At 64.5% G+C, this 26722-nt stretch carries 21 protein-coding genes; 5 read left to right on the top strand and 16 right to left on the bottom strand.

Going from position 1 to position 26722, the window contains the following annotated elements:
• Positions 1-2 precede the first annotated feature (2 nt).
• A complete protein-coding gene (locus tag IB272_RS30690) occupies positions 3-1103 on the top strand; it encodes an ABC transporter substrate-binding protein (RefSeq protein WP_113135500.1) in 1101 nt (366 codons plus the stop codon).
• A gap of 45 nt (positions 1104-1148) precedes the next feature.
• Here IB272_RS30690 and IB272_RS30685 read toward each other — a convergent pair whose 3' ends face one another.
• The 4 genes from IB272_RS30685 to IB272_RS30670 form a co-directional block, all read right to left on the bottom strand.
• The gene (locus IB272_RS30685) at positions 1149-1655 is read right to left on the bottom strand and encodes a DoxX family protein (protein ID WP_110818763.1); all 507 of its coding nucleotides are present in this window, start codon (positions 1653-1655) and stop codon (positions 1149-1151) included.
• A gap of 7 nt (positions 1656-1662) precedes the next feature.
• A complete protein-coding gene (locus IB272_RS30680) occupies positions 1663-2439 on the bottom strand; it encodes a DNA-binding domain-containing protein (RefSeq protein ID WP_060519970.1) in 777 nt (258 codons plus the stop codon).
• 13 nt (positions 2440-2452) lie between these two features.
• Positions 2453-3379 (bottom strand): DUF692 domain-containing protein, encoded by a 927-nt coding sequence (locus IB272_RS30675; protein WP_083523684.1) that lies wholly within the window; start codon positions 3377-3379, stop codon positions 2453-2455.
• A gap of 125 nt (positions 3380-3504) precedes the next feature.
• Complete coding sequence (locus IB272_RS30670; RefSeq protein WP_034790329.1) at positions 3505-3828, bottom strand: DUF2282 domain-containing protein; 324 nt, start codon at positions 3826-3828, stop codon at positions 3505-3507.
• 208 nt (positions 3829-4036) lie between these two features.
• On the opposite strand from IB272_RS30670, the gene IB272_RS30665 reads away from it, so the two are divergent.
• Both IB272_RS30665 and IB272_RS30660 read left to right on the top strand, forming a co-directional pair.
• Positions 4037-4573: a sigma-70 family RNA polymerase sigma factor gene (locus IB272_RS30665; RefSeq protein ID WP_060519968.1), complete on the top strand. Its 537-nt coding sequence runs from the start codon at positions 4037-4039 to the stop codon at positions 4571-4573.
• A gap of 1 nt (position 4574) precedes the next feature.
• The gene (locus tag IB272_RS30660; protein ID WP_060606203.1) at positions 4575-5213 is read left to right on the top strand and encodes an NrsF family protein; all 639 of its coding nucleotides are present in this window, start codon (positions 4575-4577) and stop codon (positions 5211-5213) included.
• Between the two features lie 254 nt (positions 5214-5467).
• On the opposite strand, the gene IB272_RS30655 is transcribed toward IB272_RS30660, so the two are convergent.
• Positions 5468-6259: a DeoR/GlpR family DNA-binding transcription regulator gene (locus tag IB272_RS30655; RefSeq protein ID WP_113135501.1), complete on the bottom strand. Its 792-nt coding sequence runs from the start codon at positions 6257-6259 to the stop codon at positions 5468-5470.
• A 238-nt stretch (positions 6260-6497) separates the two neighbouring features.
• On the opposite strand from IB272_RS30655, the gene IB272_RS30650 reads away from it, so the two are divergent.
• A complete protein-coding gene (locus IB272_RS30650) occupies positions 6498-9797 on the top strand; it encodes an autotransporter domain-containing protein (RefSeq protein WP_192445662.1) in 3300 nt (1099 codons plus the stop codon).
• Between the two features lie 88 nt (positions 9798-9885).
• Here IB272_RS30650 and IB272_RS30645 read toward each other — a convergent pair whose 3' ends face one another.
• From IB272_RS30645 to IB272_RS30615, 7 genes are all read right to left on the bottom strand, one after another.
• Entirely contained in the window at positions 9886-10548 is a 663-nt protein-coding gene (locus tag IB272_RS30645) for a histidine phosphatase family protein (protein ID WP_060606209.1), read from the bottom strand.
• Positions 10549-10636: 88 nt separating this feature from the next.
• Entirely contained in the window at positions 10637-11737 is a 1101-nt protein-coding gene (locus IB272_RS30640) for an ABC transporter ATP-binding protein (protein ID WP_060606212.1), read from the bottom strand.
• 14 nt (positions 11738-11751) lie between these two features.
• The gene (locus IB272_RS30635; protein WP_090299148.1) at positions 11752-13461 is read right to left on the bottom strand and encodes an iron ABC transporter permease; all 1710 of its coding nucleotides are present in this window, start codon (positions 13459-13461) and stop codon (positions 11752-11754) included.
• A 122-nt stretch (positions 13462-13583) separates the two neighbouring features.
• Positions 13584-14903, bottom strand: a complete 1320-nt coding sequence (locus IB272_RS30630; protein WP_060643977.1) for an extracellular solute-binding protein — start codon at positions 14901-14903, stop codon at positions 13584-13586.
• A 159-nt stretch (positions 14904-15062) separates the two neighbouring features.
• The gene (locus IB272_RS30625; RefSeq protein WP_090299151.1) at positions 15063-16403 is read right to left on the bottom strand and encodes a sigma-54 dependent transcriptional regulator; all 1341 of its coding nucleotides are present in this window, start codon (positions 16401-16403) and stop codon (positions 15063-15065) included.
• A complete protein-coding gene (locus IB272_RS30620; protein ID WP_090299154.1) occupies positions 16400-18301 on the bottom strand; it encodes an ATP-binding protein in 1902 nt (633 codons plus the stop codon). Before IB272_RS30620 ends, IB272_RS30625 begins: the two co-directional genes overlap by 4 nt.
• 2 nt (positions 18302-18303) lie before the next feature.
• Complete coding sequence (locus IB272_RS30615; protein ID WP_060529140.1) at positions 18304-19659, bottom strand: extracellular solute-binding protein; 1356 nt, start codon at positions 19657-19659, stop codon at positions 18304-18306.
• Positions 19660-20171: 512 nt separating this feature from the next.
• On the opposite strand from IB272_RS30615, the gene IB272_RS30610 reads away from it, so the two are divergent.
• Positions 20172-21986, top strand: coding sequence for an ABC transporter ATP-binding protein (locus tag IB272_RS30610; protein ID WP_060519951.1), 1815 nt, complete (start codon positions 20172-20174; stop codon positions 21984-21986).
• Between the two features lie 54 nt (positions 21987-22040).
• Here IB272_RS30610 and IB272_RS30605 read toward each other — a convergent pair whose 3' ends face one another.
• The 4 genes from IB272_RS30605 to IB272_RS30590 all read right to left on the bottom strand — a co-directional run bounded on the left by IB272_RS30605 (position 22041) and on the right by IB272_RS30590 (position 26660).
• Positions 22041-23255 (bottom strand): TIGR03862 family flavoprotein, encoded by a 1215-nt coding sequence (locus IB272_RS30605; RefSeq protein WP_060585749.1) that lies wholly within the window; start codon positions 23253-23255, stop codon positions 22041-22043.
• A gap of 80 nt (positions 23256-23335) precedes the next feature.
• Positions 23336-24409 carry an amino acid ABC transporter permease gene (locus IB272_RS30600; protein WP_192445661.1) on the bottom strand — a complete coding sequence of 358 codons (1074 nt, stop codon included), beginning with the start codon at positions 24407-24409 and terminating at the stop codon, positions 23336-23338.
• A complete protein-coding gene (locus IB272_RS30595) occupies positions 24406-25596 on the bottom strand; it encodes an ABC transporter permease subunit (RefSeq protein WP_060585823.1) in 1191 nt (396 codons plus the stop codon). Before IB272_RS30595 ends, IB272_RS30600 begins: the two co-directional genes overlap by 4 nt.
• A 20-nt stretch (positions 25597-25616) precedes the next feature.
• Positions 25617-26660 carry an amino acid ABC transporter substrate-binding protein gene (locus tag IB272_RS30590; protein ID WP_034790164.1) on the bottom strand — a complete coding sequence of 348 codons (1044 nt, stop codon included), beginning with the start codon at positions 26658-26660 and terminating at the stop codon, positions 25617-25619.
• Positions 26661-26722: the final 62 nt, after the last annotated feature.

The following is a 26722-nucleotide window of genomic DNA, read 5'->3' as shown; positions in this document are numbered from 1 at the left end:
GGATGTGGCGGCAACTTCGACCGATCGCACTTGTTGCGGTCCTTGGCTTTGCCAGCCCGACCGGCGCGGTCGAGGGCACGCGGGCGTTCTTTCCGGCGCTCGACGCCGAGCGCGGCCGGCTTGTCATCAACGGCGCGACCGACATCGAGGCGATGGAGCCGCTGATCCGCGATTTTCAAGAGATGGCGCGCGATGTCGCCATCGATTATACGGACTACGTGACCAACGATCTCTATCGGGACGCTGACATCGCCTGCCGATTGAAGCAGTCTTTCGGTGATCTCCTGCTGTCTTCGTCCGTCGATCAGTTGGTGAAGCTTGCAAACGACGGCTGTGCGCTCGCGCATGTCTCGCCGGAAACCCGCGACGTGCCGGCCTGGGCGAACTGGCGTGACGAGGTCTTCGGCTTTACCTTCGAGCCCTCCGTCATGGTCTACCACAAGGATTTCGTGCCGCCGGAGGATGTGCCGCACACCCATGGCGAGCTCACCGACCTGCTGCGCTTCAAACCGGACTATTATCGCGGCCGCATCGGCACCTACGACCTGCGCCAGTCCGGCATCGGCTATCTGCTGGCCTTCCTCGATGCCCAGCAGGCCTCGACGACCTACGGCCGTCTGCTCGAAAGCCTCAGCCGCGCCGAAGCCGTGCTGCGCTGCTGCAACAATGCGGTGTTGTCTGAACTCGACAGCGGTAACGTCTATATCGGCTACAACATCCTCGGCTCCTACGCCTATGCCGCGGCGCGACGTAACGGCAAGCTCAGGATCGTGCTGCCGCGCGACTACACGCTGATCCTCAGCCGCGGCGCCCTGGTTCCGATTGGCGCCAAGCACCCCGAGCTTGCCGGTCGCTTCCTCGATTATCTGCTGTCCGAACGAGGACAGGACGCGGCACGGGAGAAAGCGTTTTTCTTCTCGCGGAGCGGCGCACTGCCGGCCGAGGTCGACGGACCCGAAAAACTGGTGGAGTCCGGGATCGGCCGGCCGATCCGGATCGGCCCGGCCTTGCTTGCCGCGCAGGACCGGCTGCAGCGCTCCCGGTTCATTGACGACTGGACCAAGCTGATCGTCGATACTCCGGTTCGGCTGCGCCCGAATTGAAGGGCGCTGCCTGCGGTCAAAGCAGGCGCCGGGATCGCGCGCGGCCTATCGCTCGCCCTTGCGCCAGGCGCACAATGCGTGGTCGAGCGACAGCCTCCCGGGACCCGAGGCCATCAGCGCGAGCGCCATGGCAGCCCAGGTGATGTGGATGGGCCAGCCGTCCGGTACGGTCAGCTGCACAACAATTGTCATGACCAGCAGCCCGAGGGCGGCAAAACGCGTTCCCAGGCCGAAGACAAGCAAGATGGGAAGAATGATTTCCGCCGAACCGGCGGCAAAGGCCGTCACGGCGGGAGCCGGATAGGGATAGGGGCCGCCGGGTAGATGCAGCCGGAATTCCGAGCTGAACAGCAGGACCGCCACGTCGTTCAATTGCAGGAACCCGTCCCACTTGCTCATGCCTGACCGAAAGAAGGGAACGGCAAGGCCGACGCGCAGGACAAGCTGGGAGAGCCAGAGCGGCGCGAGCGCGCCGACGGCTCGGTTCGCCCGACGGGTCCATTGCGACAGATCGGCTGTATGCCCGTTTTGCGAAAATCTGGATGCGGACATCATGGTTTCATCCTCCGTGATGAGTTGCCGTAAAGGCCCCCGCTTCGAGCGCGGTGGCGATTGCGGCTGCGAGATCAAGCGTGGGGCATTGCGTGGCAGCATCCGCGGCAGCCGCGGCGAGGGGGATGCCTGCCAGCAGCCGCGAAAGCAGAAGATCGGCGCCGGGCGCGAGACGGCGAACGATGACCTCCAGGTCAGGGCGGGTGATCAGCGCGCTCTCCGCATCAGCCGTTTCGATTCGTCCGACCGGCCCGCTCTCGCGGTTGACGGCAAAGATCGTGACGGCCGGATAATCGGAACGGACAAGCCTGGTCGCCGGATGCGGATCGAAGACGACGCCGCCGAGCTGCTCGGGCGCAATCAGGGAAAGTGCAGAAGGCGGAAGCGCCGGGGCGTCGGCGGCGTGATAGGCGTCGAGCCAGGCCCGTTCGATCCTTGCTACATCGGCAAGCCATGGCATGGATTGGGCATACTCGTAGCGGGCAATGAAACCCGGAAAGTCGCGGCCATATTCGAAGAGCAGCGGCGAGACTGGCGGTGTTTCGCGCACGTGAAAGCGGGCCATGGCGCGAAAGAAGGCCTCACCGGTAATGCGCTCGGTCGCCGGGAAGGTCGCCGCCAGCGCTTCGATCAGGCTGACGGTGACGTTGTTGCGGTAGACATTGAAGCGCTTCACCGCCGCCTTGCCGTTCGGGCCGGCGACCAGAGCCGGCGTCGGCCGGTCAGGTGCGAGCAGCGGCGGCACGAAACCGGCGGCATAATTGCCGATGCGGTCAAGAGGCATGGGGAGCAACCCGTCAGGCGCGGACACGGATCTTCTCCCGCGATATCCGCTGCCCGTAGGCATCGAGGATCGTCTGCGCCGCCGTGGCCTCGCGTTTCAAGACCGGCCAGTCCGGAATGGCGCTGTCCCACTCGATCAGCGTCGGGATGGCGCCGACGCGGGCGATGACGATGTCGTAGAGTTTCCAGACGGCGTCGGCAACCGGCCCGTCATGGCTGTCGATCAGGAGCAGGTCGCCTTCGTCGTCTTGCTGCTCCGCATGCCCGGCAAGGTGGATTTCTCCGACATGTTCAAGTGGGAAGTCATCGAGATAGGCAAGCGCCGAATAGCCCTGGTTGGTGGCGGAAACGAAGACATTGTTGATGTCGAGCAGCAGCCCGCAGCCGGTGCGCATCACCAGTTCTCGGATGAATACCGTCTCGCTCATCGTCGAATCCTGGAAGGTGACGTAGGTCGACGGGTTTTCGAGCAGCAGCCGGCGGCCGATCGCGTCGTGGACCTCGTCGATATGATCGGCGACGCGGGCAACGGTCGCCTCGGTGTAGGGCAGCGGCAAGAGATCGTTGTAGAAGGTGGTCTCGTGGCTCGACCAGGCGAGATGCTCGGAGACGAGGGCCGGCTCATAGCGGTCGACCAGTGCCTTGAACCGCCCCAGGTGCGCTCTGTCGAGCGGCTGTGGGCCGCCGATCGACATGCAGACACCATGCAGAGACACCGGAAAATCCTGGCGAATGCGGGCGAGCGCCGCATGCGGCGGTCCGCCGGCACCCATGTAGTTCTCCGCATGAATTTCGAAGAAGCCGCCGCAGGCATCATCGGCAAGGATCGCCTGGAGGTGCTGATGCTTGAAGCTCGTTCCGGCGAGCCCGGCGATTTCGTGTTTCGGCAGGCGAGGGCCTACCGGGGCAAGTCTGCTGCCGTTGTCCGTTGATGTGCGCATTGCCAATCCCGTCATAATCCTGAGACCTGGATGGCGGGTGGGAACGTCCCTGGACCGCTACCCCTTGAAAACCGAGGCGGAACGGGACGCGATCGCCCCGCGTCCCGTTCCTGAATTGCGATCGATCAGGACGGCATGTCGCGCGAAAGCGCCTCGGGCGAACCCATGCGGCCGTCGGGCAGCTTCATCGTCGTGCAGGTGCCGCCGTCGACGAATTTCCAGGCATTGCCCTGATAGTCGACGGTGGATGTTGCCTGGCACGTCGTGCCCGGGCCGGCGGCGCAATCGTTCTGGCCCTTGAGCGCGACGCCGAAGCATTTCTCCTTGCCGGCATCCATGGCGGACTTGACCTGCGCTTCAGTCAGTGGGCTCGCAACCGCGAGCGACGACAGGGCGGCGGCGACCGCGCTTGCCAGCATTGCGCTGCTGATCGTGGACTTCATGGACATCATATTGTCTCCGTGTTGAACTGTTCCCGTGCGTCCTGTCTGAGGCGCACATCGGGTCTTTCGCCGCGGCGACACCGGGCGTTACATAACGTTGGCAACACGCTTTCGTGATGGGCTCGCGAGGTCGGTCTGAGCAGACAGCGGCCGCGAATTTGAGATAGCCGTGTAACAAACGCCGGGAATCGGCGAATGGGGAGGAAAGGCGCGGGTGAGCGGCGCGGACGACGAACATCTCGCAAGACTTCTCCGCGCGGCTGTGGCCGGCGACGAAAAGGCCTATGCCGACTTCCTGCGGGACGCAGCACAGGCGATCCGTGGCTGGGCCCGGCGCTGGACCATCGGCGGAGGCGTCGATGCCGAGGACGTCGTGCAGGAGGCGCTGCTGGCAGCGCACGTCAAGCGCCACACCTGGCGGGAGGATGCGCCTGTCATCCCATGGCTGCACGCCATTGCCAGGCACAAATACGTCGATGCCGTGCGTCGTCAGGCCCGCCGCCCGACGGTGGGCATCGAGGGGCTTGAAGACACGCTGGCAAGCGTGGAGACGGAGAAGGCCAGGGATTGGGAAATCGGCCGGGCGCTGGAGGGGCTGGCCCCAGGACAGCGCTCAGTGGTCAACGCGATTTCGATCGAGGGTTTCACGGTGGCCGAGACGGCACAGAAACTGGACATGAATGAAACGGCGGTTCGGGTCGCGCTTCACCGCGGCCTTGCTGCAATCGCCCGCCGATTTGGACGAAACTGAGATGGACACGAACGACCTTATCAAGGCTCTCGCAGCGGACAATCGGCGACCCGGCCTGCCGATGAACACCGTATGGTCGGGCGTCGCCATCGGTGCGCTCGTTCTTGCCGGCGTCGCGTTCTCGATCCTGCTCGGGCCGCGGCCGGATATCGCCGCTGCCGCCGAGACCGTGCGTTTCCTGTTCAAATTCGTGGTGACGATCGCGCTCGCTGCGGTCGCTTTTGCGGCCATGCGCGTTGCCGCATGGCCCGACGCGGATCCGCGCAAGCTGATGCCCTACCTTGCCGTCGCGCCGGCGCTCGTTGTCGGCGGGGTGTTGCTCGAGCTTCTTGCGGTGCCATCCGATACCTGGACGACGAAACTCGTCGGAACCAACTATCTCGTCTGCATGACCTTCATTCCACTGATCGGCCTTGCGCCCTTGGCGCTGTTCCTTCTCGCACTGCGCCATGGTGCGCCGGCGCGCCCCGGCTTTGCAGGCGCCCTGGCAGGGCTCGCGGCCGGCGGCATCGCCGCGACCTTCTACGCGGCCCACTGCCCGGACGATTCACCGCTTTTCGTCGCGACCTGGTACACGATCGCGGTCCTCATGCTGACGGTGCTTGGGGCGTTGGGCGGCCGCTGGGCGCTTCGCTGGTAGGGCCGGCCATATGAGCCTTCGCCGGCGTTCAAAACAAAAAAGGCCGGCAATGCCGACCTTTTCCCGCTCGCTGCGTCACACTGCCAGTACATCCGTGGTCAGCGTTTGCGCGCGAACTACGCCCGGAGCCTTCGGTTGATCATGTCCGTCAGGCTCCACGGGCAATTTCTTGATGACTATGTGTGGTGCCGCACCAAAGGTTTCAAGCCCCTGGCAAGAGATCGCCGCGGGCTTCCATCGCTTCGGCCCTTACACTAGCAATGAATGCTGACGCCGTGTTCGCGCAGTAGGGAGACGAGACGCTCCTCCGGCAATTCATTGGTTACCAACGCATCGATATCGGCAAGCGAAGCCAGACGCACCAGCGCACGCCGGCCAAACTTGCTGCTGTCGACGGCGAGGATCACCCGCTCGGCCTGGCGCATCGCGGCCGAGACGGCGGCGACTTCGGCATGGTCGTCGTCGCCGATATCGCCGTCCTGATCGATGCCGCTGACCGAGATGACGGCGACGTCGAATTTGAACTTGCGGATATAGTCGGCGGTCTCCTCGCGAAACACGCCGGCATCCACTTGCCGCACGAAGCCGCCGGGCACCGCGACAGCAAAGCTGCTGCTTTCGCTGAGCGTGGTTGCGACGCGCAGACTGTAGGTGACGACACGAAGATCGCGGCGCTTGAGCAGGCCGCGCGCCACCGCTTCGCAGGTCGTGCCGGTGTCGAGGAAGACGGCAGCGCCGTCGGCAACAAGCTCGGCGGTCAGTTGCCCGATGCGTTCCTTCACCTCCGCGTTGTCGATGCGCCGCTGGCGGTAGATGTTGGGATCAACCGGGGTCGCAATGGTCGCGCCGCCGTGCAGGCGCCGCACCTTGCCCTCCTGTTCGAGCGCCATGATATCGCGCCGTGCCGTCTGCGTGGTGACGCCGAACAGGCCGGTGATCTCCTCGATCGAGATATATTGGTTCTTCTCGAGGTGGCTGAGAAGCTGCGCCTGCCGGCGCGTCTTCTTGTCCCCATCCGCAATATCCCGATCGTCCATCACCCTCATCCTGATTGCCCCTCAGCACGCTTTGCTACCATAGGGCCGACGCCGATCTCCAAGGAAATCAGCGCAGCACCTATGGGCCGCGCGAAATTTTATGGCGCCCATGAAATGTTGTAAAACTGACATTTGACTCGCTTAATGTCCGTAATCGTACATTTCAGCGAACTCTTCCGCACATCAATACCATCGCCATGAAGGTCTTGTGACGGAGCGTGTTCGCATCGCGACATTGGAGCAAGATATGAGACAACGTGGACACCACCTCCGCGGGGTGCGGGCTTTTGCGCGCCTTGCGCAACCGTTGCGCCTGGCGACGGCGATCCTTCTGTGCGGAACGAGCCTGACGCTCTCGGCGGCCGAGGCGCGCGCCGCCGACGACAGCATGAAGATCCTGACGCTCAACACCTGGCTGGACCGCTTCAAGGCCAACCCGAGCGTGATGTCGGACTTCTTCGTCAAGGGGAACTACGACATCCTGACCTTCCAGGAGTTCCGCGCCAACAGCACCTACGCACGCGACATTCCCGGCATCCTGAAGAATGCGGGCCTTGGCACCTACGCGACGCGCCAGGACAGCGATACCGGCGTGTTCTCGCGTCTCCCCGGCACCTTCGGCGCCAGCACACTCGGCGACATTGTGACCTACACGGTGGTCGATCCGACCGTCAGCAAGCCGCAGGTGGTCGTCGGCACCACTCACCTCAACTATTACGACCCGCCGACGACCCGCATCAGCGAGGCCAAGGGCATCAATCAATGGGCGAAGTCCGAGACGCGGCCGATCATCCTCACCGGTGATTTCAATGCCGGCGATGTCTCGGAACGTGGCCTGCATTCGATCAGCCAGCAGGAATTGCTGCTGAAGACCTACGTCAAGAGCCCGAGCAACAGCTTCTATCTGAGCCTCTTGCGCGACTATGCCAAGGATCAGCAGAAGCTCGACGCCTATATCGTTGCGTGGAAGGGCAAGAGTGCTTCGGCGATCAACGGCTCGACTGTTCCCTCTGGCCTCTTTGCCGACGAGATGTACCCGGTTGCCGGCAACCTGCCGCAGACGATGAACATCCTGAAGAAGCAGTTCCAGATCTTGCAGCTTCCAAACGAGCGCGAGCAGTTCTCGCCGCATGGCTTGAACGACGGCAGTGTCACCTGGCCGTCGCACGGCGAAGACGCCACCAACACCTGGGCAAGCTGGCACCGGGTCAAGATCGATCACTTCCTGGCGTCGCGTCCCTTCGGCAAGTGGTGGACGCTGGCCGACGATCCGAAGGATCCCTATTCGGGCGTCATCACCGACGTCAGCTACGTGACCAATCCGGATGGATCGAAGACGCCGCTTTCGGACCACGAGCCGGTTGCGCACACGGTGCGCTGGGTCGGTCCGGTGCTGCAGAACTACACGGATCCGGCGACAGCGACGGCCAGGACCCGGATCGTCTGGGGCGATGAGGCATCGACCTTCGCCGAGAAGGGCAAGGTCTTCAACCTTAGCCGCAACAACATGCGCAACGACGTCTATCTCGGCCAGATCGCCGACGAGAACGGCCTGCCAATTCTGGCCGGTCTGACCGACCAGGAGAAGAAGACGCTGCTTGATTGCAAGAGCAGCGATCCGCGCTTCCAGCAGGCGATCCGCGACTATTGCATCGACGATCATTCGTTCATCGGCGAAACGCTGGTGACCGACGGAGGTACCGTTGTGGTCGAAGAGGACGCTGCGCTTGGCAGCGCTGCGGCCAAGCTGAGGCTCGATGGCGGGGCCCTCAGGATCGCCGGTCGCGACATGCATCAGATCAACCGCGATATCGTTCTCGAAGGTGCCGGTGGCGCGCTCGACGTGGCGGACGCCGCCAACGTGGTTGCCATCAACAAGGCGATCAGCGGCAGCGGCGGTCTCACTAAGCTCGGCGCCGGCGCGCTCGTGCTTAACGGCCAGAACACCTATACCGGCGCGACCGTGGTCAAGTCCGGCCTGCTTTCGGTGCAAGGGTCGATCGCCTCGTCTTCAGGGCTCACCATCGAAAAGGACGGCGCCATCGGCGGCATCGGGACGTTCGGCAGCATCACGATTGCCGACGGCGGCGTGATTGCCCCCGGCAATTCGATCGGCACGCTCAACGTTGCCGGAGATATCAATTTTGCAGCGGGCTCGACCTATGAGGTCGAGGCCAACGACAAGGGCGAGAGCGACAAGATCGTCGCGTCAGGCAAGGCGACGCTCAACGGCGGCTCTGTCCTGGCGCTCGCAGCCAATGGCAGCTATGCGCCGCAGACCAACTACACGATCCTGACGGCGGCCGGCGGCGTGACCGGTACCTTTGCCGACGTCGCATCGAGCCTCGTCTTCCTCGATCCGACGCTCGGCTACGACGCCAACAACGTGACGCTGACACTCAGCCGCAACGACATCCGCTTCGCGGATGTCACGGAAACCGCCAACCAGCGGGCAACGGCGATCGCCGCTGAAAGCCTCGGCTTCTCCAATGCAGCCTATTCGGCGCTCACCAACCTCGACCGCGCGCAGGCGCGTTTTGCCTTCGACCAGCTCTCGGGTGAAATCCATGCCTCGACCAAGGGTATGCTGCTGCAGGACGGCCTGCTCCTGAACGCTGCAGCCACCAACCGCATCCGCACGGCTTTCGGCGATGACAGCACCAAGGCGACGCCAGTGCTCGCCTATGGCGAAGGCGGCATCGAAAGCGTTGCGGCAGATACCGAGCGCTTCGCCTTCTGGAGCCAGGCCTTCGGCACTTGGGGCGATACGGATGGCAACGGCAATGCGGCGGGCTTCCAGCGTAACGTCGGCGGCTTTCTCATGGGCGCCGATGGCCTCGTCGGCGACAACTGGCGCGCCGGCCTCTTCGGCGGCTACAGCCGCTCGTCCTTCGATGTGGTCGACCGTCGTTCCTCCGGGGACAGCGACAACTACCACATCGGTGCCTATGCCGGGACCGGGCTTGGCGCGCTGTCGCTGACAGCGGGTGCGACCTATAGCTGGCATCGCATCGAAACGGCGCGCAGCGTGTCCTTCGGCGGTTTCGACGACAGCCTGTCGGCGGCCTATGACGCCCGCACCGCCCAGATCTTCGGCGAGGCGAGCTATGCCGCGAGTGCCAGTCGCTTCGATTTCGAAGGCTTCGCCAATCTCGCCTATCTCAACCTCGACACGGACAGTTTCCGTGAAAAGGGCGGGGCAGCGGCGCTCGCCGGCCGCTCGAACAACAACGACACGACCTTCACGACGATTGGCGTGCGCACCTCGACCGACGTTTCTTTCGGCGAAACGGCGGCAGTTCTGAGCGGCACCGTCGGCTGGCGCCATGCCTTCGGCGATGTCGTGCCGACCTCCACGCTTGCCTTTGCCGGCGGCCAGGGCTTTACCGTCGGCGGTGCGCCGATTGCCCGGGATGCGGCACTCGTCGAAGCGGGCATCGACTTCAAAATCGCTCCGGCCGCGACCTTCGGCGTCAACTACACCGGCCAGATCGCCTCAGGCGTTTCCGACCACGGCGTCAACGCCAAGCTGAAGGTGAGTTTCTGAGGCGGCAGCACATCGCTCTGAACATCGAACGCCGCGCATGGTTTCCATGCGCGGCGTTTCTTGTGGTTGGTTGCGGCGGCCTTGTCGATCAGATCCAGACGGTCCTTCCTGCGCCATCGCAGCCAAGGGCGCGTAGGATGTTGAGGGGCACGTCGAGCATGGTCTCGCGACCCGCGGTCAGAAGGAACGAGGCGGTCTGCGGCTCGCGATAGGCAAGAATCTCGTCGCGCGAGGCGGCGGTGTAGATGCCGCGCAGGGCCCTGAGGCAACCGCTATGGGTGACGACGACATGGCGGCGGCCGCGGTCGAGCGTGTCGAGCCAGGCCTGAAGGCGCGCTGAAAGCGCAGTCCGGCTTTCGCCGCCCGGCATCGAATAGTCGAACGGGTCGGCGCTGTGCGCATCGTACTGATCGGCAAGATCGCGCTCGATCTCGTCATGGGCCAGCCCCTCCCAGGCGCCATAGGAGCGTTCGGCAAGGGCAGCCGCCTCGGCAAAACGATCGAAGGGGATCGACCAGGTGTCGGCGAGGATCGATGCGGTCTGGCGGGCGCGGCCGAGCGGGCTCACCCAGAAGGTCAGGGTCTTTTCCTCGTCGGCGATCCGTTCGGCAAGTCGCAGGCCGACGGCGAGTGCCTGGCGCACGCCATTGGCGGTCAGCGGCGTGTCCTTGCGGCCCTGCAGGCGGCCGGCGACGTTCCATTGGGTTTCGCCGTGGCGGATGAGGATGAGGCTTGGGAGATCTCTTTTCATGCGGAACTCGGGTGTCAGCGATCTGGCGCTGCTTGAAATGGGAAAGCTGGCGCCCGCCGGCGAGACCGGCGGACGCGCGTCGTATGCTCTAGTGGGCGAGCCATTGCGCCGACGACGGCTTGAGGCCGAGCGTCGTCGTCGCGCCGGGTTCGAGAAGCGCGTCGCCGGAATGGAACGGCGCGTCGATCAGCACCGTCGCCGCCCCAATCCTGACACCATAGCGCACGGTCGCGCCCAGGAACTCGCGATGCGCGATGATGCCCTCGAGCGCGACGGCGCCGGGCTCGAGGCTGCCGATCGTCGCATATTGCGGCCGGAAGACGAGCTTGGCGCCTGCGGGGACCTCGGTCCCCGCAGGGATCGGGATGGAGCCGCCGCCCACGACCTCGAAGCTTCTGGCAGCGCCGATGCCGGCCACCTTGCCGTCGAGGATGTTGGCCGTGCCGAGGAAGTTGGCGACGAAGAGGTTGGCCGGCTTCTCGTAGAGCCCCATCGGCGTTCCCACCTGCTGGATGCTGCCCTCGTTGAAGACGGCGATCCGGTCGCAGACCGTGTTGGCCTCTTCCTGGTCGTGGGTGACGAAGATCGTCGTCAGTTGCAGCCGCTGCTGCAACTCGCGCAGCTCGCGCCTGACTTCGACACGCATCTTGGCGTCGAGGTTGGACAGCGGCTCGTCGAGCAACAGCACCTTCGGTTCGATCGCGATGGTGCGGGCGAGCGCCACGCGCTGCTGCTGGCCGCCGGAAAGTTGCGACGGGCGGCGATCAGCGAGGTGCTTGAGGCCGACGAGGTCCAGCGCCGCCTTGACCCGACGGTCGACCTCGGCGCGTGGCAGGCGCCGTTCTTCAAGGCCGAAGGCGACATTGGCGGCGACCGTCATGTGCGGCCAGAGCGCGTAGGACTGGAAGACCATGCCGATGTCGCGCTTCCATGCGGGCATGTCGAGCACGTCCTGTCCGCCAATCACGACCTTGCCCTGACGGGCGTTGTTGAAGCCGGCGATCAACCGCAAAAGCGTGGTCTTGCCGCAGCCGGACGGGCCGAGAAAGGCGAAGAATTCCCCCGGCTGTATTTCGAGATTGATGTTCTTCAGGACGTGCAGCGCGCCGTAGTAGAGATTGACGTCGCTGATGCTGATCGCCTTGGCGGGGCCGGCGGCGAGTGCGGCGCTGTTGATGTTCACTGTCATTGTTTCCTCCCGAATTACTTTGCCGTCCCGAGCGCCTTCTGGCGGCGCTCGATGACGTAGTGGGACAGGAGCGTGCAGAGCGCGACCATGATCACGGCGATGACGCCGAGGGCTGCGCCCGGACCGCGACCGGCCGGCGATTGCATGAAGACGTAGAGCCCGTAGGCGATCGGCGCGTCCGAGTTGCTCTGGATCAGCATCAGCGTTGCCGAGAGCTCGACGGCGGCCGTCGAGAAGCTGGTGACGAAGCCGGCAAGCAGGCCGCCGGTCATCAGCGGCAAGACGATGCGGCGGATGGTCCGCTGCTTGGTGGCGCCGAGGTTTTCAGCCGCTTCTTCGAGCGATTCCGACACCTGTTGCAGGGCGGCGTAGCAGGCCCTCAGCGCATAAGGCAGGCGGCGGATGGCAAGCGCCAAAACCACCATGACCCAGAGCGTTGCAAGCGGTGTACCGTCGAGCAGCGTGATGCCGTAGAAGGTCCGGAGATAGCCGATGCCGAGCACGACGCCGGGGATGGCGAGCGCTGCGGTGGCCGCCCAATCGAGCCAGCGGCGGCCGACGACCTTGGTGCGCAGCACCAGATAGGCGATGGCGCCGCCGATGACGACGTCGATCAGGCCCGCAAGGCTGGCGTAGATCAGCGTGTTCTTGATGTAGAGCGAACTCTCGCCGAAAACCCGGCCGTAGTGCGCGACGGTGTAGGCATCGGGCAGCGGGCTGAACGACCATACGGTTGCGAAAGACAGCAGCAACAGGCCGATGTGTGGCGAGAGCACCAGGAGAAGGATCAGAGCGACGACGCCATAGGCGATGACGCTTTCGCCGCGGCTGAGCTTGCGCCTGGAAAGGCCGCCGCCGCCACGCTGCACGGTCGAATAGTCCTTGCCGCGCATGGCGACCGCCGAAAGCCACATGGCGAAGATCGATACCGCGATGAGGATCACCGAGATGACGTAGCCCATCGGGTCGGTGAGGCCGACCGAGGTGACGCGGAGATAGGCCTGCGGCGCCAGCATGTCCTTGACGTTGAGGAGCAGCGGTGTCGCCAGATCGTCGAAGACCTTGACGAAGACGAGCGACGCGCCGGCGAGATAGCCGGGCATGGCAAGCGGAAAGACGATGCGACGGAAGAGCCGGAAGCCGGAGGAGCCGAGGTTCTGGGCAGCTTCCTCCATCGACCGGTCGATATTGCGCAGGCTGGTCGACAGGTTGATCAGGATGAAGGGGAAATAGTGCAGCGACTGCACGAAGATGACGCCGTTCAGCCCCTCCATGAAGGGGATGCGGATGCCGAACCAGTCGTTGAGAAGCAGGTTCACCGTGCCGTTGCGGCCGAAGAGAAGCTGCATCGCCACCGCGCCGACGAAGGGCGGCATGATCAGGGGCACGAAGCCGAGCGTCTGGATGATGAGCGAGCCGCGGAAGTCGAAGCGGGTCGTGAGCACCGCGAGCGGCAGCGCAATGGCGCTCGCCCAGACGACCGACATGCCGGACACATAGACCGAATTGAAGAAGGACCGGCGGAAGAGGTCGGTGTTGAAGAAGTCGATGAAGTTGACGATGGTCAGCGCACCGGTGCCCTTCTCGGTGAAGGCGGTGTAGATGACAGTGCCGGCGGGGATGACCAGGAAGATCGCCAGGAACAGGGCGATCACCGAGACCGCCAGGATCTGGCCTGGTTTGGCCGCGGCGGGCCTGATGGGAACGGAAGCGACGAGCGCCATGGGGCAGACTCCGGAATGAGTTCGGCCAACCGGGCGCGCGCAAGGCGCGCCAGGGTCGGCGAAGCTATGATGTTTTGGGAGCATGACCGCCCGCCAGTTGGGCAGGCGGTCGCTGTCGCGCGTTAGTCGACGAGGTTCAGGGCTTCTTCAGCCTTGGCCTTGGCGGCGGCATATTTCTCCGTCGCGAACGCGGCCCACTTCTGCTCCAGTTCCGCCTGGCGTGCGGTCTTCTCTTCGCCGCCGGTAAAGGCGTCGCGCGTTTCTTTGCTGGCTGCCTCCTCCGCCGTGATCGGCATGGCGGCAGCCAGGGCCTTGGCTTCGTCAAGAAGCGCGCGGGCCGCCGGCTGTTCGTTAGCAGCGAGCGCCTTTTCGGCCGCATGGATCGCCTGGGTGGCGCCCTTCAGGTTTTCGAGCTGGAAGGAGATGAGCTGGTCGAACAGCGTGTCGACGACATCCGTGCGCTTCTTCGAGACGTCGCTGTCAAAGGTGATCATCGACTGGAAGCGCGGATCCTTGAAGGGGTTCGGGAAGCCTTCGGGCGCCTTGGCGTAGAGCGCCGGGTTGATCGGCAGGCGACGGATCGCCGGCTCGAGCAGGACTTCCTGGCCCTTCTCCGACAGGATGTAGTTGACGAAGGCCTCGGCGCCGGCCTGGTTCGGGGCATTGGCGACAATGCCGATATTGGCCGGCACGACCGTCGTGACCGACGGATAGGCGAAGCTCACCGGGAAGCCGCTCGCCTGGGCCGAGAAGGCGAAGAAGTCGATGACGATGCCGATGCCGGTCTGGCCGGAGTTGACGGCGTCCGGAACGCCGAAGGAGCGCTCGGTCACCTGCTGCAGGTTGCCGCCGATGCCCTTGAGCGTGCCCCAGCCCTTGTCCCAGCCTTCGCCCTGCAGGATCGTCTCGATCGTCAGGTGGGTGGTGCCGGAGCGCGACGGGGCGGCGATGGCGACGTGGTCAAAGTATTCCGGCTTGGCGAGGTCGCCCCATTCGGCCGGCTTCGGCAGGTTGTTGGCTTCCAGGTAGCGGTCGTTCGACATGATGCCGTAGCCCGACGCGGCAAAGCCGAAGTAGAAGCCGTCCGGATCGTTGACCGGATAGGAGCCGACCTTTTCGGGCAGTCCCGTCACCGACGGGGTGAACTTCGCCAGCAGTTCCTTGCTCTTCAGGCTGTCGAAGGCGTCAGGCGCCGACGCCCAGAACAGGTCGACCTGGTTGTTGACCTTGGTCTCGTCGATGTATTTCACGCCCGAGCTGGTGCTCTTGTTCTGGACGTCGAGGGTAAAGCCGGGATTGGCGGCCTCGAAGCCCGCCTTGAACGGATCGGTCACGTCCTTGGAGAACGAAGTGACGATCGTCACCTTGCCACCGTCCTGGGCGTGGGCCGTCACGATAAAGGCAGCCGACATCAGCATCGCTGCTGCGATGGTTTTCAACATAGGTATCTCCTCCCAATAGACCGCCAGTGCTTGGCGGCTGTCCTATTGAGAGCAAGGCCCGTGCCAGATCGAAAAACCCCGCAAAACCAGCCAGTTTCACGTCGGGATGGGTAAGAAGGGTAACATCGGGGCGGGCGAGGCGGGGTCAAAAGGGTAACATTACCCCTCGTCGCCATCGGCCCGGGCGTCGATGTCGAACTTGCGCATCTTCAGATAGAGCGTCTTGCGGGAAATGCCGAGCGCATCGGCGGTCGCACCCACGCGGCCCTCATGTCTGGCGAGACTGTTGATGATGATGGTCCGCTCCAGCCGGTCCATCTGCGCTTCCAACGTCTCGCCGCCTGCGGTCGTGGCTTCGCTGTCTGGGCGCTCTTCGAGCCCGAGCACGAAGCGTTCCGCGACATTGCGCAGTTCACGCACGTTGCCGGGCCAGGGCCGGGCGTTGAGATCGGCCAGCAGATCGACGCCGACCGGCGGCGCAGTGCGCCCCTGGCGCTTTGCGGCAAGGCTGAGGAAGTGCTGGAACAGGAGGCCGACATCGCCCTTGCGGCGCGCGAGCGGCGGCAGTTCGACCCGGGCGATGTCGAGGCGGTAGGCGAGGTCTTCGCGGAATTCTCCCCGCCGCGCGGCATCGTGCAGGTCGGCTTTCGTTGCCGCCACCACACAGATGTTGACCGGCAGTTCGACGTTCGATCCGAGCCGTTCGATGACGCGCTCCTGCAGGACGCGTAGCAGCCGCACCTGGGCTGCGATCGGCATGGACTCGATCTCGTCGAGAAACAGCGTGCCGCCATCGGCATATTCGATCTTGCCGATGCGCTTTTCGCGCGCGCCGGTAAAGGCGCCGGCCTCATGGCCGAAAAGCTCGGATTCGAGCATGGTCTCGGGGATGGCGCCGCAGTTGACGGCGACGAAACGGCCCTTGCGGCCGCTGAAATCGTGCAGCGCCCTTGCGGTCACTTCCTTGCCGGTGCCGGTATCGCCGATGATCAGCACGTCGGCGCTGGCGGCAGCGATGCGCTGCAGCTTTTCGCGCAGCGCCACCATCGGCGCCGAATGGCCGATCAGCCGCGTCTCCCAGCCGTCCTTGTCGACGGAGAGGCGCAGCCGCCGATTTTCCAGCAGCAGGCGACGGTGATCGCGGGCCCGGCGCACGGTTTCGATCAGGTGCACCGGATCGGCTGGCTTCTCCAGGAAATCCCAGGCGCCTTCGCGCATTGCACGTAGCGCCATCGGGATATCGCCATGTCCGGACATCAGCACGATCGGGATATCGGGATCGATCTTGCGCACGGCGGCGACCAGGTCGAAGCCGTCATGATCGGGCATGCGCACATCCGAGACGATCACGGTGTCGCTGTCGGCGCGAAGGCCGGCGAGCGCCGAGACGACGGAACCGTGCGGGGAGACTGTGAAATCCTCCAGTTCCAACACCTGGCAGCAGGCCTCAAGCACGCTGGCGTCGTCGTCTATCAGGATGATGTCCGCTTCCGGTCTCATTCCGGGCCTTTCAGGGATACGAGGAATCGTGTGCCGGCCGGGCCGGTGTCGAGGATCGTGATGTCGCCGCCAAAATCCTTGACGATGTTGTAGGAGATCGACAGGCCGAGACCGAGCCCCGAGCCTACCGGCTTGGTGGTGAAGAAGGGATCGAACACGGCTGGCAGGTTTTCCGTGGCGATGCCGTGCCCGGTATCGTCGACGATCAGCCGGGCGACGCCGCCGGTGACTTCAACGCTGACGCTCACGCGCCGAAGTGGCTGGCCAGCGACGGCGTCGAGCGCGTTGCCGACGAGATTGACGGCGACTTGCTCGAGCCGGACCGGTTCGGCCATGACCATGGCCGAACTGTCCTGCGGCAACGAAAGATCGAGGGCGACGTTCTCCTCCTCGAAACGGTGTTCGAGCAGGCTGAGGGCGTCCCGCACCGCCGCGGTGAGATCGACCGGCCGCAGCTGCGCGTCCGGCCGCCGGGCAAAGCGGCGGATATGGCTGATCTGGTCTGCCATGCGTCCCGTCAGCCCCTTCATCTTGTCGAGGTTGTTGACGGCCTGCTCGCCCTTGCCGCGGCCGATTAGAGTGGCGGCGCTGTGAATATGGGCGCGAAGGGCGGCTAGAGGCTGATTGAGTTCGTGGCCGATGCCGGCCGCCATCTGGCCGAGGGCCGCAAGCTTTGCCGACTGGATCAGCTCGTCGCGGGTCTGGCGAAAGAGGGTGAGCGCACGCGAGAGGTCGCCGAGTTCGTCGGCCTCGGGCGGCGGGATCGCCGTGGAGTGCCGGCCCCCGCTGATCGCGCCGGCGGCCGTCGCCAGCAGGCGGATACGGGCAATGAGGTTGCGGTGGACGTAGAAATAGCCGATCGCGCTTGCGACGAGCACCGAGAGAATGGCGATCGCGACCAGCAGGCTTCGCCCGGTCTCGATTGCCGCAGCCGCGCGCCGGGCGGCGTCCCCGGCGCTTGCCTCGATCGCGATCACTTCCGTTTCGATCTTGCGGCCAAGCTCCTCGACGAGCCGGCCGTTTTCGCCGGCAAGTTCGGCAAGTGTGCTGGCCTGCAGCATTTCCGAGCGCTTGCGATTGGGTATGCCCGTCGAGGCGTTGGACTGGTCGAGAATGCGCCCGGCAAGCTGCCGAACGGTGATGCTGTCGGGCCAGCTGTCGAGCGAGCGGATGCGGCTTGCCAGTTCGTCGGCGCTGTCGCCGAGAAAGGCGTTGGTCTCCTGCATTTCCTCTTCGGTCGTGGCGTTGACCAGCCGACCGATCAGGCCTGTCGCAAGGTTCGCCTGGGAGACGACGGTCAGCAGCGCTTCGCTCTTCTGCTGTTCGGCGAGTGCGGCCGCACCCTGACCCTTGCGGGTCTCCGCTTCGATGTTGAAGCGGATGTCGTCGACCAACGGATCGGCTTCTTCCAGAAGATCGGCCTGGACCCAGCGCAACTCGTCGATGTCCGACCGCATCGCCTCGCGCAGCGTGAAGCGCTTGCCCGCGGCAAGGTCGATCTTTTTCAGATTGGTGCCGATGGCCTCGGCGAGCGGCAGCAGCGCCGCCGTGCTCGACTGCGCCGTGTTTTCTTCGAGCAGGGCGCGAAGGGTCTGGAGGCGCGTCGCGTAGACGGCGCGGATCTCGTTGTACTCGGCGCGGCTTTCGGCGCCGGCAAGTACCGACGTCACGGAGCCGATGTCGGCCCCGGCCTTGGAGAGTCGCGACGCGAAGGCGAGCTGCGGCATCTGCTCATCCGCCATGCGCGACAGTTCGCCCGACAGCCGCTCGTAGGAAAGCCAACCGACCAGGCAGGCGCCGACAGCGAGCCCGACGATCGCGACAAAGGCCAGCACGAGGCGGGCGCCGATGCCGAAGCGCCAGCGCGGCTGCTGTGCGGTCGTTTCGAGAACCGCCATCGTCACTGCCGCCACGGATGGAGATTGACGGGACCGCCAGATCGCGCCGCCGAGGACAGCAGCTGCTCCGCCTCGTTGAGGTTCTGTTCGATCAGTGCGCGCAGGCGGCTCGCGAGTTCTGCGTGGGCAGGGGAGCGGGCGACGCCGCGGGGCCATTCGCCTTGCAGGGCCTCAGCAACATTGGCGACTTCGCTTGCCGAAAGCGGAGGCTGACCCAACAGCCGCCGCGCCCGAGCCAGCATGCTCAGCCGTTGCGCATCTTCGATGTTCATCGCCTCCAGATCCGCAGCCCTCTTCCACAGGCGGGCAAGGGTTGCCCGGCGGCGCACGATATAGTCGTCGAAAATCAGATTGACGAGGCCATATCTGCGCGCCGACAGGGCGGCGTCGAAGCCGCCGGATTTCAGCAGGCGCTCGCCGTCTTCCTGCGGCAGCAGGCCGCTGTTGAGCGCCGGATTGACGGGAATACGGGCGATTGCCGGCGACAGCAGGAGTTTCTGGCCAGCCTCCGAAAGCACGAAATCGACGAAGCGTTCGGCTCCCGGCACGTTGCGCGCCCGGGACAGAATGCCGATGCTTGCCGGCACGAACACGGTGTCGGGCGGCAGGACGAAGACATTGCCGGCGCCGGCGAAATCCGGCGAGGTGGCGAGGAAATCGATGGTGATGCCGATGCTGAAGCGCCGCTGCGCCACGCCGGAAGCAACCCCGAAGCTGCGGGCGGTAACCGTTGAGAGATTGCCGCCGAGCTGCGACAGCATCGCCCAGCCTTTCTCCCAGCCGTAGGTTTGCAGCAAGGCTTCGACGATCAGGTGCGTCGTGCCCGAGCGGGAAGGCGTGGTGATGCCGATCTGGCCGGAATAGACGGGGTTCAGCAGATCCTGCCAGTCCTCCGGCACGGGTAGTTTGCTCCGGGCGAGATGGGCGGGATTGTAGACGAAGCCGTAGCCCGACAGCGCGAAGCCCAGATAGTAGCCCTGTGGGTCGTTTACGGGATAACCGAAGACATGATCCGGTGCGCCGGTGTTGCGTGGCGCGATCGGGCGCAGGCTTCCGTTGCGTTTCAAGAGCTCGAAGGCATCGGCCGCCGAGGCCCAGAAGATGTCGGCCGGCACGTCCGCCTTCTCAATGACGAAGCGGCTGGCGCTCGCCGTGTTGCGCTGCACGATCGTCACCCGCATGTCGGCATTGGCGCGTTCGAAAGCGGCGCGAAAGGGCTCGAAGAAGGAGGGCGGGTAGGAGGTGACCACCACGAGTTCCTGCTTCTCGACAGCACGCGCGGGCCCCGCAAACGCCATGAAGCCAAGGATGATCAGCGGCAGCAGGGCCGCGACGATATCGAACCGGAACCTTGTCAATTCACTCCCACCGCGCATCGCCGTCCGGTCATTGCCGGTGCCGGTTGTCGCGGACCCTCCCCAAGATGCCGCCGTTTCGTGCATGCACGGTCGGCGATCGCGGCGTACTCTGCTACGAAGAGCCCACCGCCGTAAACCCCGGGAGGCATGTCGGAGACTGTTGCAAACAGGTCGCAGCCGCGACGATTGGCGCCATGGCAAGATTTCTGCACTTGGCGGTTGCGCGCGATTCGCCTATAGGTCGTCTTCCGGCAACCAATCAGGGAGGTTTCAAAAGATGCCAGCTTTTTCTTTCTCCCTACGGGGCGGCGTGCAGTCTTGAACTGGGCCGGGAAGGGCATTTTCGCCTTTTCGTCTTTTCCAGGTCGGATTTCGTTTCGCTGACCTTGGCCCTTCCTCTCCGGAGGATTCGGTCACTCCAATGATGCCGCATCGGAAGCTGGGTTCCTTTTAACGGCATATTCCATTCTGATCTTGTTTGAGGCCGATGCGTCGCGCATCGGGCGATTGTTATGGCTTTTACTCGTATTGACCTGCGCGGCGGTGCGTTCCGCAGCGTTCTTGGATTCACCTGGTCTCACTGGAAAGCGCAGCCGCTGCGCATCAGCGTCATTCTCGGCATGGTTCTCTTGTCGACGCTCGCTGACGTCCTGACGCCGCTCTATTCGGGCCGGCTCGTCGATGCCGTCGTTTCCGGTGTGGCGACCGATCAGCTTGCCTGGGATGCGGCGCTTGCCGCCTTCTGGATGCTGATGGCGCTGTCGCTCGGCGCGATCATTCTCAGGCACCTCACCTTCCTGGGGGTCACCGATCTGACCCTCAAGATGATGACCGACATCGCGTCGGCTGCCTTCTACCGCATCCAGCGCTTCTCGACCGACTGGCATGCCAACAGCTTTGCCGGATCGACGGTTCGCAAGGTGACCCGCGGCATGTGGGCGCTCGATCTCTTGAACGACACCTTGCTCGTCGCCCTGTTTCCGTCCGTCGTGATGCTGGTCGGATCGACAATCCTGATGTCGTTCTACTGGCCGATGATGGGCGTCATCATCGGGATCGGGTCGATCGTCTTCATCCTGATGACGATCGTGCTGTCGCTTGGTTACGTCGCGCCGATGGCAAGCCTTGCCAACCGGTGGGACACCAAGCTCGGCGGGGCGCTCGCCGATGCCGTGAGCTGCAACATCGTCGTCAAGGGTTTTGGCGGCGAAAGCCGCGAGGACGCACGCCTTGCCAAGGTGCTCGCCAAATGGCGTGACCGTACGCGCCGCACCTGGATCCGCGGCACGACCAACGGCACGTCGCAGGGCGCCATGCTGCTCATCCTGCGCGCGGCGGTGATCGGCTTTGCGCTGTTCCTCTGGTCGAAAGGCCAGGCGACGGCCGGCGACATCACCTTCGTGCTTACCTCGTTCTTCATCCTGCAGGGTTATCTGCGTGAAGTCGGGCAGCACATCCGCAACCTGCAGCGCTCGATCAACGACATGGAAGAGCTTGTCGACATCCATGGCCAGTCGCTCGGTATCGACGACAAGGCGGATGCCAAGCCGATCCGCATCACCGACGGCCGCATCGAGTTCAAGGATGTGACGTTCCACTACGGTGCGCACCGCAAGCCGCTCTACGACCGCTTCTCAGTGACGATCCGGGAGGGCGAACGCGTCGGTCTTGTCGGGCACTCAGGTTCGGGCAAGACGACCTTCGTCAAGCTGATCCAGCGTCTGCATGACCTGAAGGCCGGCGAGATCCGGATCGATGGTCAGGACATCGCATCGGTGACGCAGACGTCGCTGCGCCAGCAGATCGCGATCGTCCAGCAGGAGCCGATCCTGTTCCATCGCTCTCTGTCGGAGAACATCGCCTATGCGCGGCCGGACGCCACGCAGAGCGAGATCGAGAAGGCGGCAAGGCTTGCGAGCGCCCACGACTTCATCACGGCTCTGCCGAAAGGTTACGGCACGCTGGTGGGCGAACGCGGGGTCAAGCTCTCGGGCGGCGAGCGCCAGCGCATCGCAATTGCCCGCGCGTTCCTCGCGGACGCACCGATCCTGATCCTCGACGAGGCGACATCGAGCCTCGATTCGGAATCGGAAGTGCTGATCCAGCAGGCGATGGAGCGGCTGATGCTGGGGCGCACGACGCTCGTCATCGCGCACCGGCTCTCGACGGTGCGGGCGCTCGACCGGCTGCTGGTCTTCGACCACGGCCGGATTGCCGAGGAGGGCACGCACGACGCGCTGATCCGCCTCGACGGTGGCATCTACCGCGGTCTCTTCGAGCGCCAGGCGCTGGAGCTGACCAAGGGGTTGGTGCTGAACGACCAGTAAGGCTTTGACGCCACCTGAAACCATCGCCGCGCCTGCCAAAGGCGCGGCGATCTTTTATGCTGGCCGGTTAAGCCAACGATCGAGGCCGCGAGCCGCCGCACGGCCTGTGGCAAAGCAGGCGGTCAGCAGATAGCCCCCGGTCGGCGCTTCCCAATCGATCATTTCGCCGGCGACGAAGGTGCCGGGCAGCGCTCTTAACATGTATTCGTCATCGATCGCGGACCAGGCGATGCCGCCGGCGGAGGAGATGGCCTCGGCGATCGGGCGTGGGCGGATGAGCGGGATTGGCAACGCCTTGATCAAGGCCGCAAGTTCTGGAGGCGGCAAGCGCGCGGCATCAGGCGAAACCTCACGCAGCAGCGCCGCTTTCACCCCTTCGAGCCCGGCCCCCTTGCGCAGGCGGTTGGAAAAGCTGGTCTTGGTGTCGAGGCGGCCAAGGTCTTTTGCCAATTTCCCGACGCCACGTCCCGGGGTGAGGTCGACCACCAGGTCGGCCAGTTCGCCGCGCGACAGCCGGTCCCTGAGCGCGCTCGTATGGGCGTAGACGAGGCTGCCTTCGATGCCGGTCCTGCTGATGACGAATTCGCCCGGGACGGTGCCGGCTTCCGACGTTGCGGTGACGCCCTTCAGCGCGGCGCCAGCAAAGCGATCGCGGAAGGTCTCGCTCCAGTCGACGTCGAAGCCGCAATTGGCGGGCTGGAATTTGGCGACAGACACGTCCCTCTGTTCCAGCCAGGAAACCCAGGCGGCATCCGACCCGAGACGCGGATAGCTGGCGCCGCCGAGGGCGAGCAGAGTCGCATCTGCGCTGACAAGCGTCTTGCCGTCCGGGGTATCGAACGCGGGTGCTTTGCCTTCAAAGCCAGTCCAGCGGTGCCGCGTCAGGATACGAACGCCTCGGCTTTCCAGCGACTTGAGCCAGGCGCGCAGCAGCGGCGACGCCTTCATCACCTCCGGGAAGACACGGCCCGAGGAGCCGACGAAGGTCCTGGTTCCGAGGTCTGCCGCCCATTGCCTGATGTCATCGGGCGTGAAGGCGTCCAGCGCCGCACGCAATCGCGGCGAGGCATTGCCGAAGCGCTCCGCAAAGGCCGTATAGGGCTCCGAATGGGTGATGTTCAGGCCCGACTTGCCGGCCAGCAGAAATTTGCGCGCGACCGTCGGCATGCTGTCATAGACGGTGACCGCGTGGCCGCGCTCGGACAGCACCTCGGCGGCCATCAAGCCGCTCGGTCCGCCGCCAATGACGGCGATGTTCTTTTGTCCCATGCGCTTTGCCCGGTCACAGATTTCGCTTCGGCGCACTCTTGGCCCGGCGGCGCGTGGCACGCAACCCCCGTCAGATGCCGCTATCGGCGATGGGCGCCGTTGAGCTTCTTCTCCAGCCACAGGCTGTAGCGCGAACCGGAAAAGCAGATGGCGAAATAGACCAATGCCGCGAAGATATAGGCCTCGCTGTAAAAGCCGAGCCAGGCGGGATCGGTGGCCGAGGTCTTGGCGGCATTGAGCAGATCGTAGATGCCGATGACCGCAAGCAGCGAGGTGTTGAGCACGATGCCGATCGACAGGTTGACGATGGCCGGGATGACGGCTCGCAGCGCCTGCGGCAGCACCACCAGCCGGAGCATCTGGATCCGGCTGAGGCCAAGCGACAGCGCCGCCTCCTTCTGACCCGTCGGGATCACCTGCAATCCGGCGCGGATGATCTCGGCGAGGTAGGCCGAGAAGAACAGGGTGACGCCGATCTGCGCCCGAAGCAGCTTGTCGATGGCCGCGCCGCTCGGTAGCGCCATCGGCACGATCAGTATGGCGACATAGAGCACGGCGATCATCGGCACACCGCGCAGCACTTCGATGAAGGCAATGGCCAAGGAGCGCACGAGCCCCATGTCCGACTGGCGGGCAAGCGCCAGCAGCAGCGCGATCGGAAAGGCGAAGGCAAGGCCGGCGATCGAGACTGTGAGCGTGATCGGCAGCCCGCCCCAATGATTGGTCGAGACCGGTTCCAAGCCCGACGTCCCCGCCATCAGCAGCCAGATGCCGACGAGCGCCAGCAACCAGACCGGCACCAGGCGGAAGCTCCAGAAACGGGGAATGGCGGAGACGGTCAGGAGCGCAGCAATGAGGGCGATCACCAGCGCCGGGCGCCATTGCAGCGGCGGCGGGAAGAAGGCGAAGAGCATGAAACGAAACTTGGCGCCGACAAACGCCCAGCAGGCGCCCGCCGTTTCCGTGGCGCAATCGGCCGCGGTGCCGGTCCAGACGGCATCGATGACGGCCCAGCGGACAAAGGGAAGTGCAATCCAGAGGATTGCGGCGAGCGTCGCCAGCGTGACGAGGCCATTGGCCCGACCGTTGAAGAGGCCTTCACGCCAGCGGTGCCAGTCGGGCGCGACCGGCGGCGCAAGTTCGATCTGGCTCATCGTTTTCCTTCTCCGCGCAGAACGACGCGCCTGTTGTAGAGGTTCATGAGGGCCGAAACCGCAAGACTGATCGTCAGGTAGACGGCGCCGATGATGATGATCGCTTCTAGAGCCTGACCGGTGGTGTTGGCCGTCGTGTTGGCGACGCTGACGAGATCGGGGTAACCAATTGCGACCGCGAGGCTCGAATTCTTGGTCAGATCGAGAAAGCTCGAAATCATCAGCGGCGTGATCACCCGAAGCGCCTGCGGCAGTACGACGAGGCGCATGATCTGCGCGGGCTTCAGCCCGAGTGCGCGAGCGGCTTCCCATTGACCCGATGCCACCGACTGGATGCCGCTGCGCACGATCTCGGAAATCGAAGCGGAGGCATTGACGACGAGGCCGATCAGCAGCGCGGCGAATTCCGGGGTCAGCGATAGGCCGCCGCGAATGTTGAAGCCGCCCTTGGCAGGCACTTCGACCGATGCGCTGAAGCCGAGGGATACGAGAGCGAAATAGAAGATTGCCAACGCGCCGAGTACGGTGCCGGCGGCTTTCGGCAGATAGAACGTCGCGCCCACCAGCAGGCGCCTGGAAATGACGAGTGCCGCGAAGACGGTCAGGAGCACCGCGGGCAGCCATACGGAGGCCGGCAGGCCGTCGACCGAAAGCGAGGGCAGAAAGACGCCGCGATTGCTGAGATAGACGCTGTCCAGAAACGTATAGGCGCCGCGCGGCGGCGGAAGCGCGCGGATGATCGCACTCCACAGGAACAGTTGCAGCAACAAAGGCGTGTTGCGCAGAAGCTCGACATAGCCATGGGCGAAGGTCGCTAGCAGCAGATTGCCGGACAGCCTGAAGATGCCGAGTGCGACACCGAGCACGGTTGCAAGCAGACATCCGACGAGCGCGACCTTGACGGTATTGGCGATGCCGGCGGCAAGCGCCCGGGCGTAGCTGTCGCCGGCCGCGTAAGGAAGAACGCTTTCGCCGATCTCGAAATTGGCCTGATGGGAGAGGAAGGCAAAGCCCGGCGTCAGTCCCATGCGGTGCATGCTCTCGGCGGTGTTCTGGCCGAGAAAGGCAAAGAGCAGCAGCACGCCGACAAAGAGCAGGCCTTGCTGCAAAGGCAGCGGCCCGATCCAGGACAGGAGGCGCGAGACGGGTCCGGGCCCCGAAGGGCCCGGTTGGAGTTGGCGTGTCATGGGAAGGACCATGAACCGGCTCAACGGAACGGCGGCGAATAGAGCAGGCCGCCGGCCGTCCAGGGCTGGTTGTAGCCGCGCTCGAAGTTGAGCGGCGTGCCCTTGCCGACGTTGCGCTCGAAGATCTCGCCGTAGTTGCCGACGGTCTTGACGATGTTGTAGGCGAATTTCGGATCGAGGCCGATCGCTTCGCCGAGCGACGGATCGACGCCGAGGAAGCGCTTGATCGCCGGATCCTCGCTCGCAAGGAACGTGTCGACGTTCTCCTTGGTGATGCCGAACTCTTCGGCCTGGATCGTCGCGTAAACGGTCCAGTTGACGATTTCGAGCCACTGGTCGTCACCGGCGCGGATCGCCGGCGCCAAGGGCTCCTTCGACAGGCGCTCGGGCAGAAGCACGTAATCGTCGGGCTTGGAAAGCTGGGTGCGCTTGGCCGCAAGGTCGGTCGCGTCCTGGGTCAGGGCGTCGACGCGGCCCGAGTCGAGCGCCTTCAGGAACTCGCCGGTTTCCTCGATCGTGACCGGCGTGAAAGCCTTGCCGGTCTTGCGGAAGAAGTCGGCGATGTTGAGTTCGCCGGTCGTGCCGCTCTGGACGCCGATCGTTGCGCCGTCGAGTTCCTCGCCCTTGGCTACGCCAAGGTCCTTGCGCACCAGCAGTCCCTGGCCGTCGTAGAAGACGACGGGGCCGAAGTGGAAGCCAAGCTTGAAGGCGCGGCTCACCGTCTGGGTCACGCCGGAAAGCAGGATGTCGAACTCGCCCGACTGCAGCGCCGGCAGACGCTGCTGCGGCGACGAGTTGGTGAACTCGACCTTTTCGGCATCGTTGAAGACGGTGATGGCGATGGCGCGGCCGAAATCGACGAAGAAGCCCTGCCAGCGGCCGTTGCTGTCGGGTGAGAAGAAGCCCGGCGTGGTGCCGACGCCGACCTTGATGACGCCGCGCGCCTTGATCTTGTCGAGCGTTTCGCCGGCAAGCGCCGAGGTGGCGATGAGGCCCGCCGCCAGCGCTGCCGTCGCGGCAAAGGCTTTTGTGAAAAGTTTTCGGTGAGTGGAAGTTCGCTGCATGAGGGTCCCCAAAGCCAAAAGAATGTCATTGCGCCACCGGGCGAAGCCGTTCGGGCGTGAGT

The sequence above is a fragment of the Ensifer sp. ENS08 genome (genome assembly GCF_014852195.1).
Lineage (GTDB): Bacteria > Pseudomonadota > Alphaproteobacteria > Rhizobiales > Rhizobiaceae > Ensifer > Ensifer adhaerens.
Note: the sequence above shows the minus strand (reverse complement) of the source record. Positions and strands in the feature narration are given on the sequence as shown.

Bases quoted from the DNA above. Each gene is read 5' to 3' on its own strand.
- IB272_RS30630 (WP_060643977.1), bottom strand. From the start codon at position 14,903: ATGTTGAAAACCATCGCAGCAGCGATGCTGATGTCGGCTGCCTTTATC.
- IB272_RS30685 (WP_110818763.1), bottom strand. From the start codon at position 1,655: ATGTCCGCATCCAGATTTTCGCAAAACGGGCATACAGCCGATCTGTCG.
- IB272_RS30635 (WP_090299148.1), bottom strand. From the start codon at position 13,461: ATGGCGCTCGTCGCTTCCGTTCCCATCAGGCCCGCCGCGGCCAAACCA.
- IB272_RS30670 (WP_034790329.1), bottom strand. From the start codon at position 3,828: ATGTCCATGAAGTCCACGATCAGCAGCGCAATGCTGGCAAGCGCGGTC.
- IB272_RS30675 (WP_083523684.1), bottom strand. From the start codon at position 3,379: ATGCGCACATCAACGGACAACGGCAGCAGACTTGCCCCGGTAGGCCCT.
- IB272_RS30610 (WP_060519951.1), top strand. From the start codon at position 20,172: ATGGCTTTTACTCGTATTGACCTGCGCGGCGGTGCGTTCCGCAGCGTT.
- IB272_RS30690 (WP_113135500.1), top strand. From the start codon at position 3: ATGTGGCGGCAACTTCGACCGATCGCACTTGTTGCGGTCCTTGGCTTT.
- IB272_RS30640 (WP_060606212.1), bottom strand. From the start codon at position 11,737: ATGACAGTGAACATCAACAGCGCCGCACTCGCCGCCGGCCCCGCCAAG.
- IB272_RS30605 (WP_060585749.1), bottom strand. From the start codon at position 23,255: ATGGGACAAAAGAACATCGCCGTCATTGGCGGCGGACCGAGCGGCTTG.
- IB272_RS30590 (WP_034790164.1), bottom strand. From the start codon at position 26,660: ATGCAGCGAACTTCCACTCACCGAAAACTTTTCACAAAAGCCTTTGCC.
- IB272_RS30625 (WP_090299151.1), bottom strand. From the start codon at position 16,403: ATGAGACCGGAAGCGGACATCATCCTGATAGACGACGACGCCAGCGTG.
- IB272_RS30645 (WP_060606209.1), bottom strand. From the start codon at position 10,548: ATGAAAAGAGATCTCCCAAGCCTCATCCTCATCCGCCACGGCGAAACC.
- IB272_RS30655 (WP_113135501.1), bottom strand. From the start codon at position 6,259: ATGAGGGTGATGGACGATCGGGATATTGCGGATGGGGACAAGAAGACG.
- IB272_RS30650 (WP_192445662.1), top strand. From the start codon at position 6,498: ATGAGACAACGTGGACACCACCTCCGCGGGGTGCGGGCTTTTGCGCGC.
- IB272_RS30595 (WP_060585823.1), bottom strand. From the start codon at position 25,596: ATGACACGCCAACTCCAACCGGGCCCTTCGGGGCCCGGACCCGTCTCG.
- IB272_RS30600 (WP_192445661.1), bottom strand. From the start codon at position 24,409: ATGAGCCAGATCGAACTTGCGCCGCCGGTCGCGCCCGACTGGCACCGC.
- IB272_RS30660 (WP_060606203.1), top strand. From the start codon at position 4,575: ATGGACACGAACGACCTTATCAAGGCTCTCGCAGCGGACAATCGGCGA.
- IB272_RS30620 (WP_090299154.1), bottom strand. From the start codon at position 18,301: ATGGCGGTTCTCGAAACGACCGCACAGCAGCCGCGCTGGCGCTTCGGC.
- IB272_RS30680 (WP_060519970.1), bottom strand. From the start codon at position 2,439: ATGCCTCTTGACCGCATCGGCAATTATGCCGCCGGTTTCGTGCCGCCG.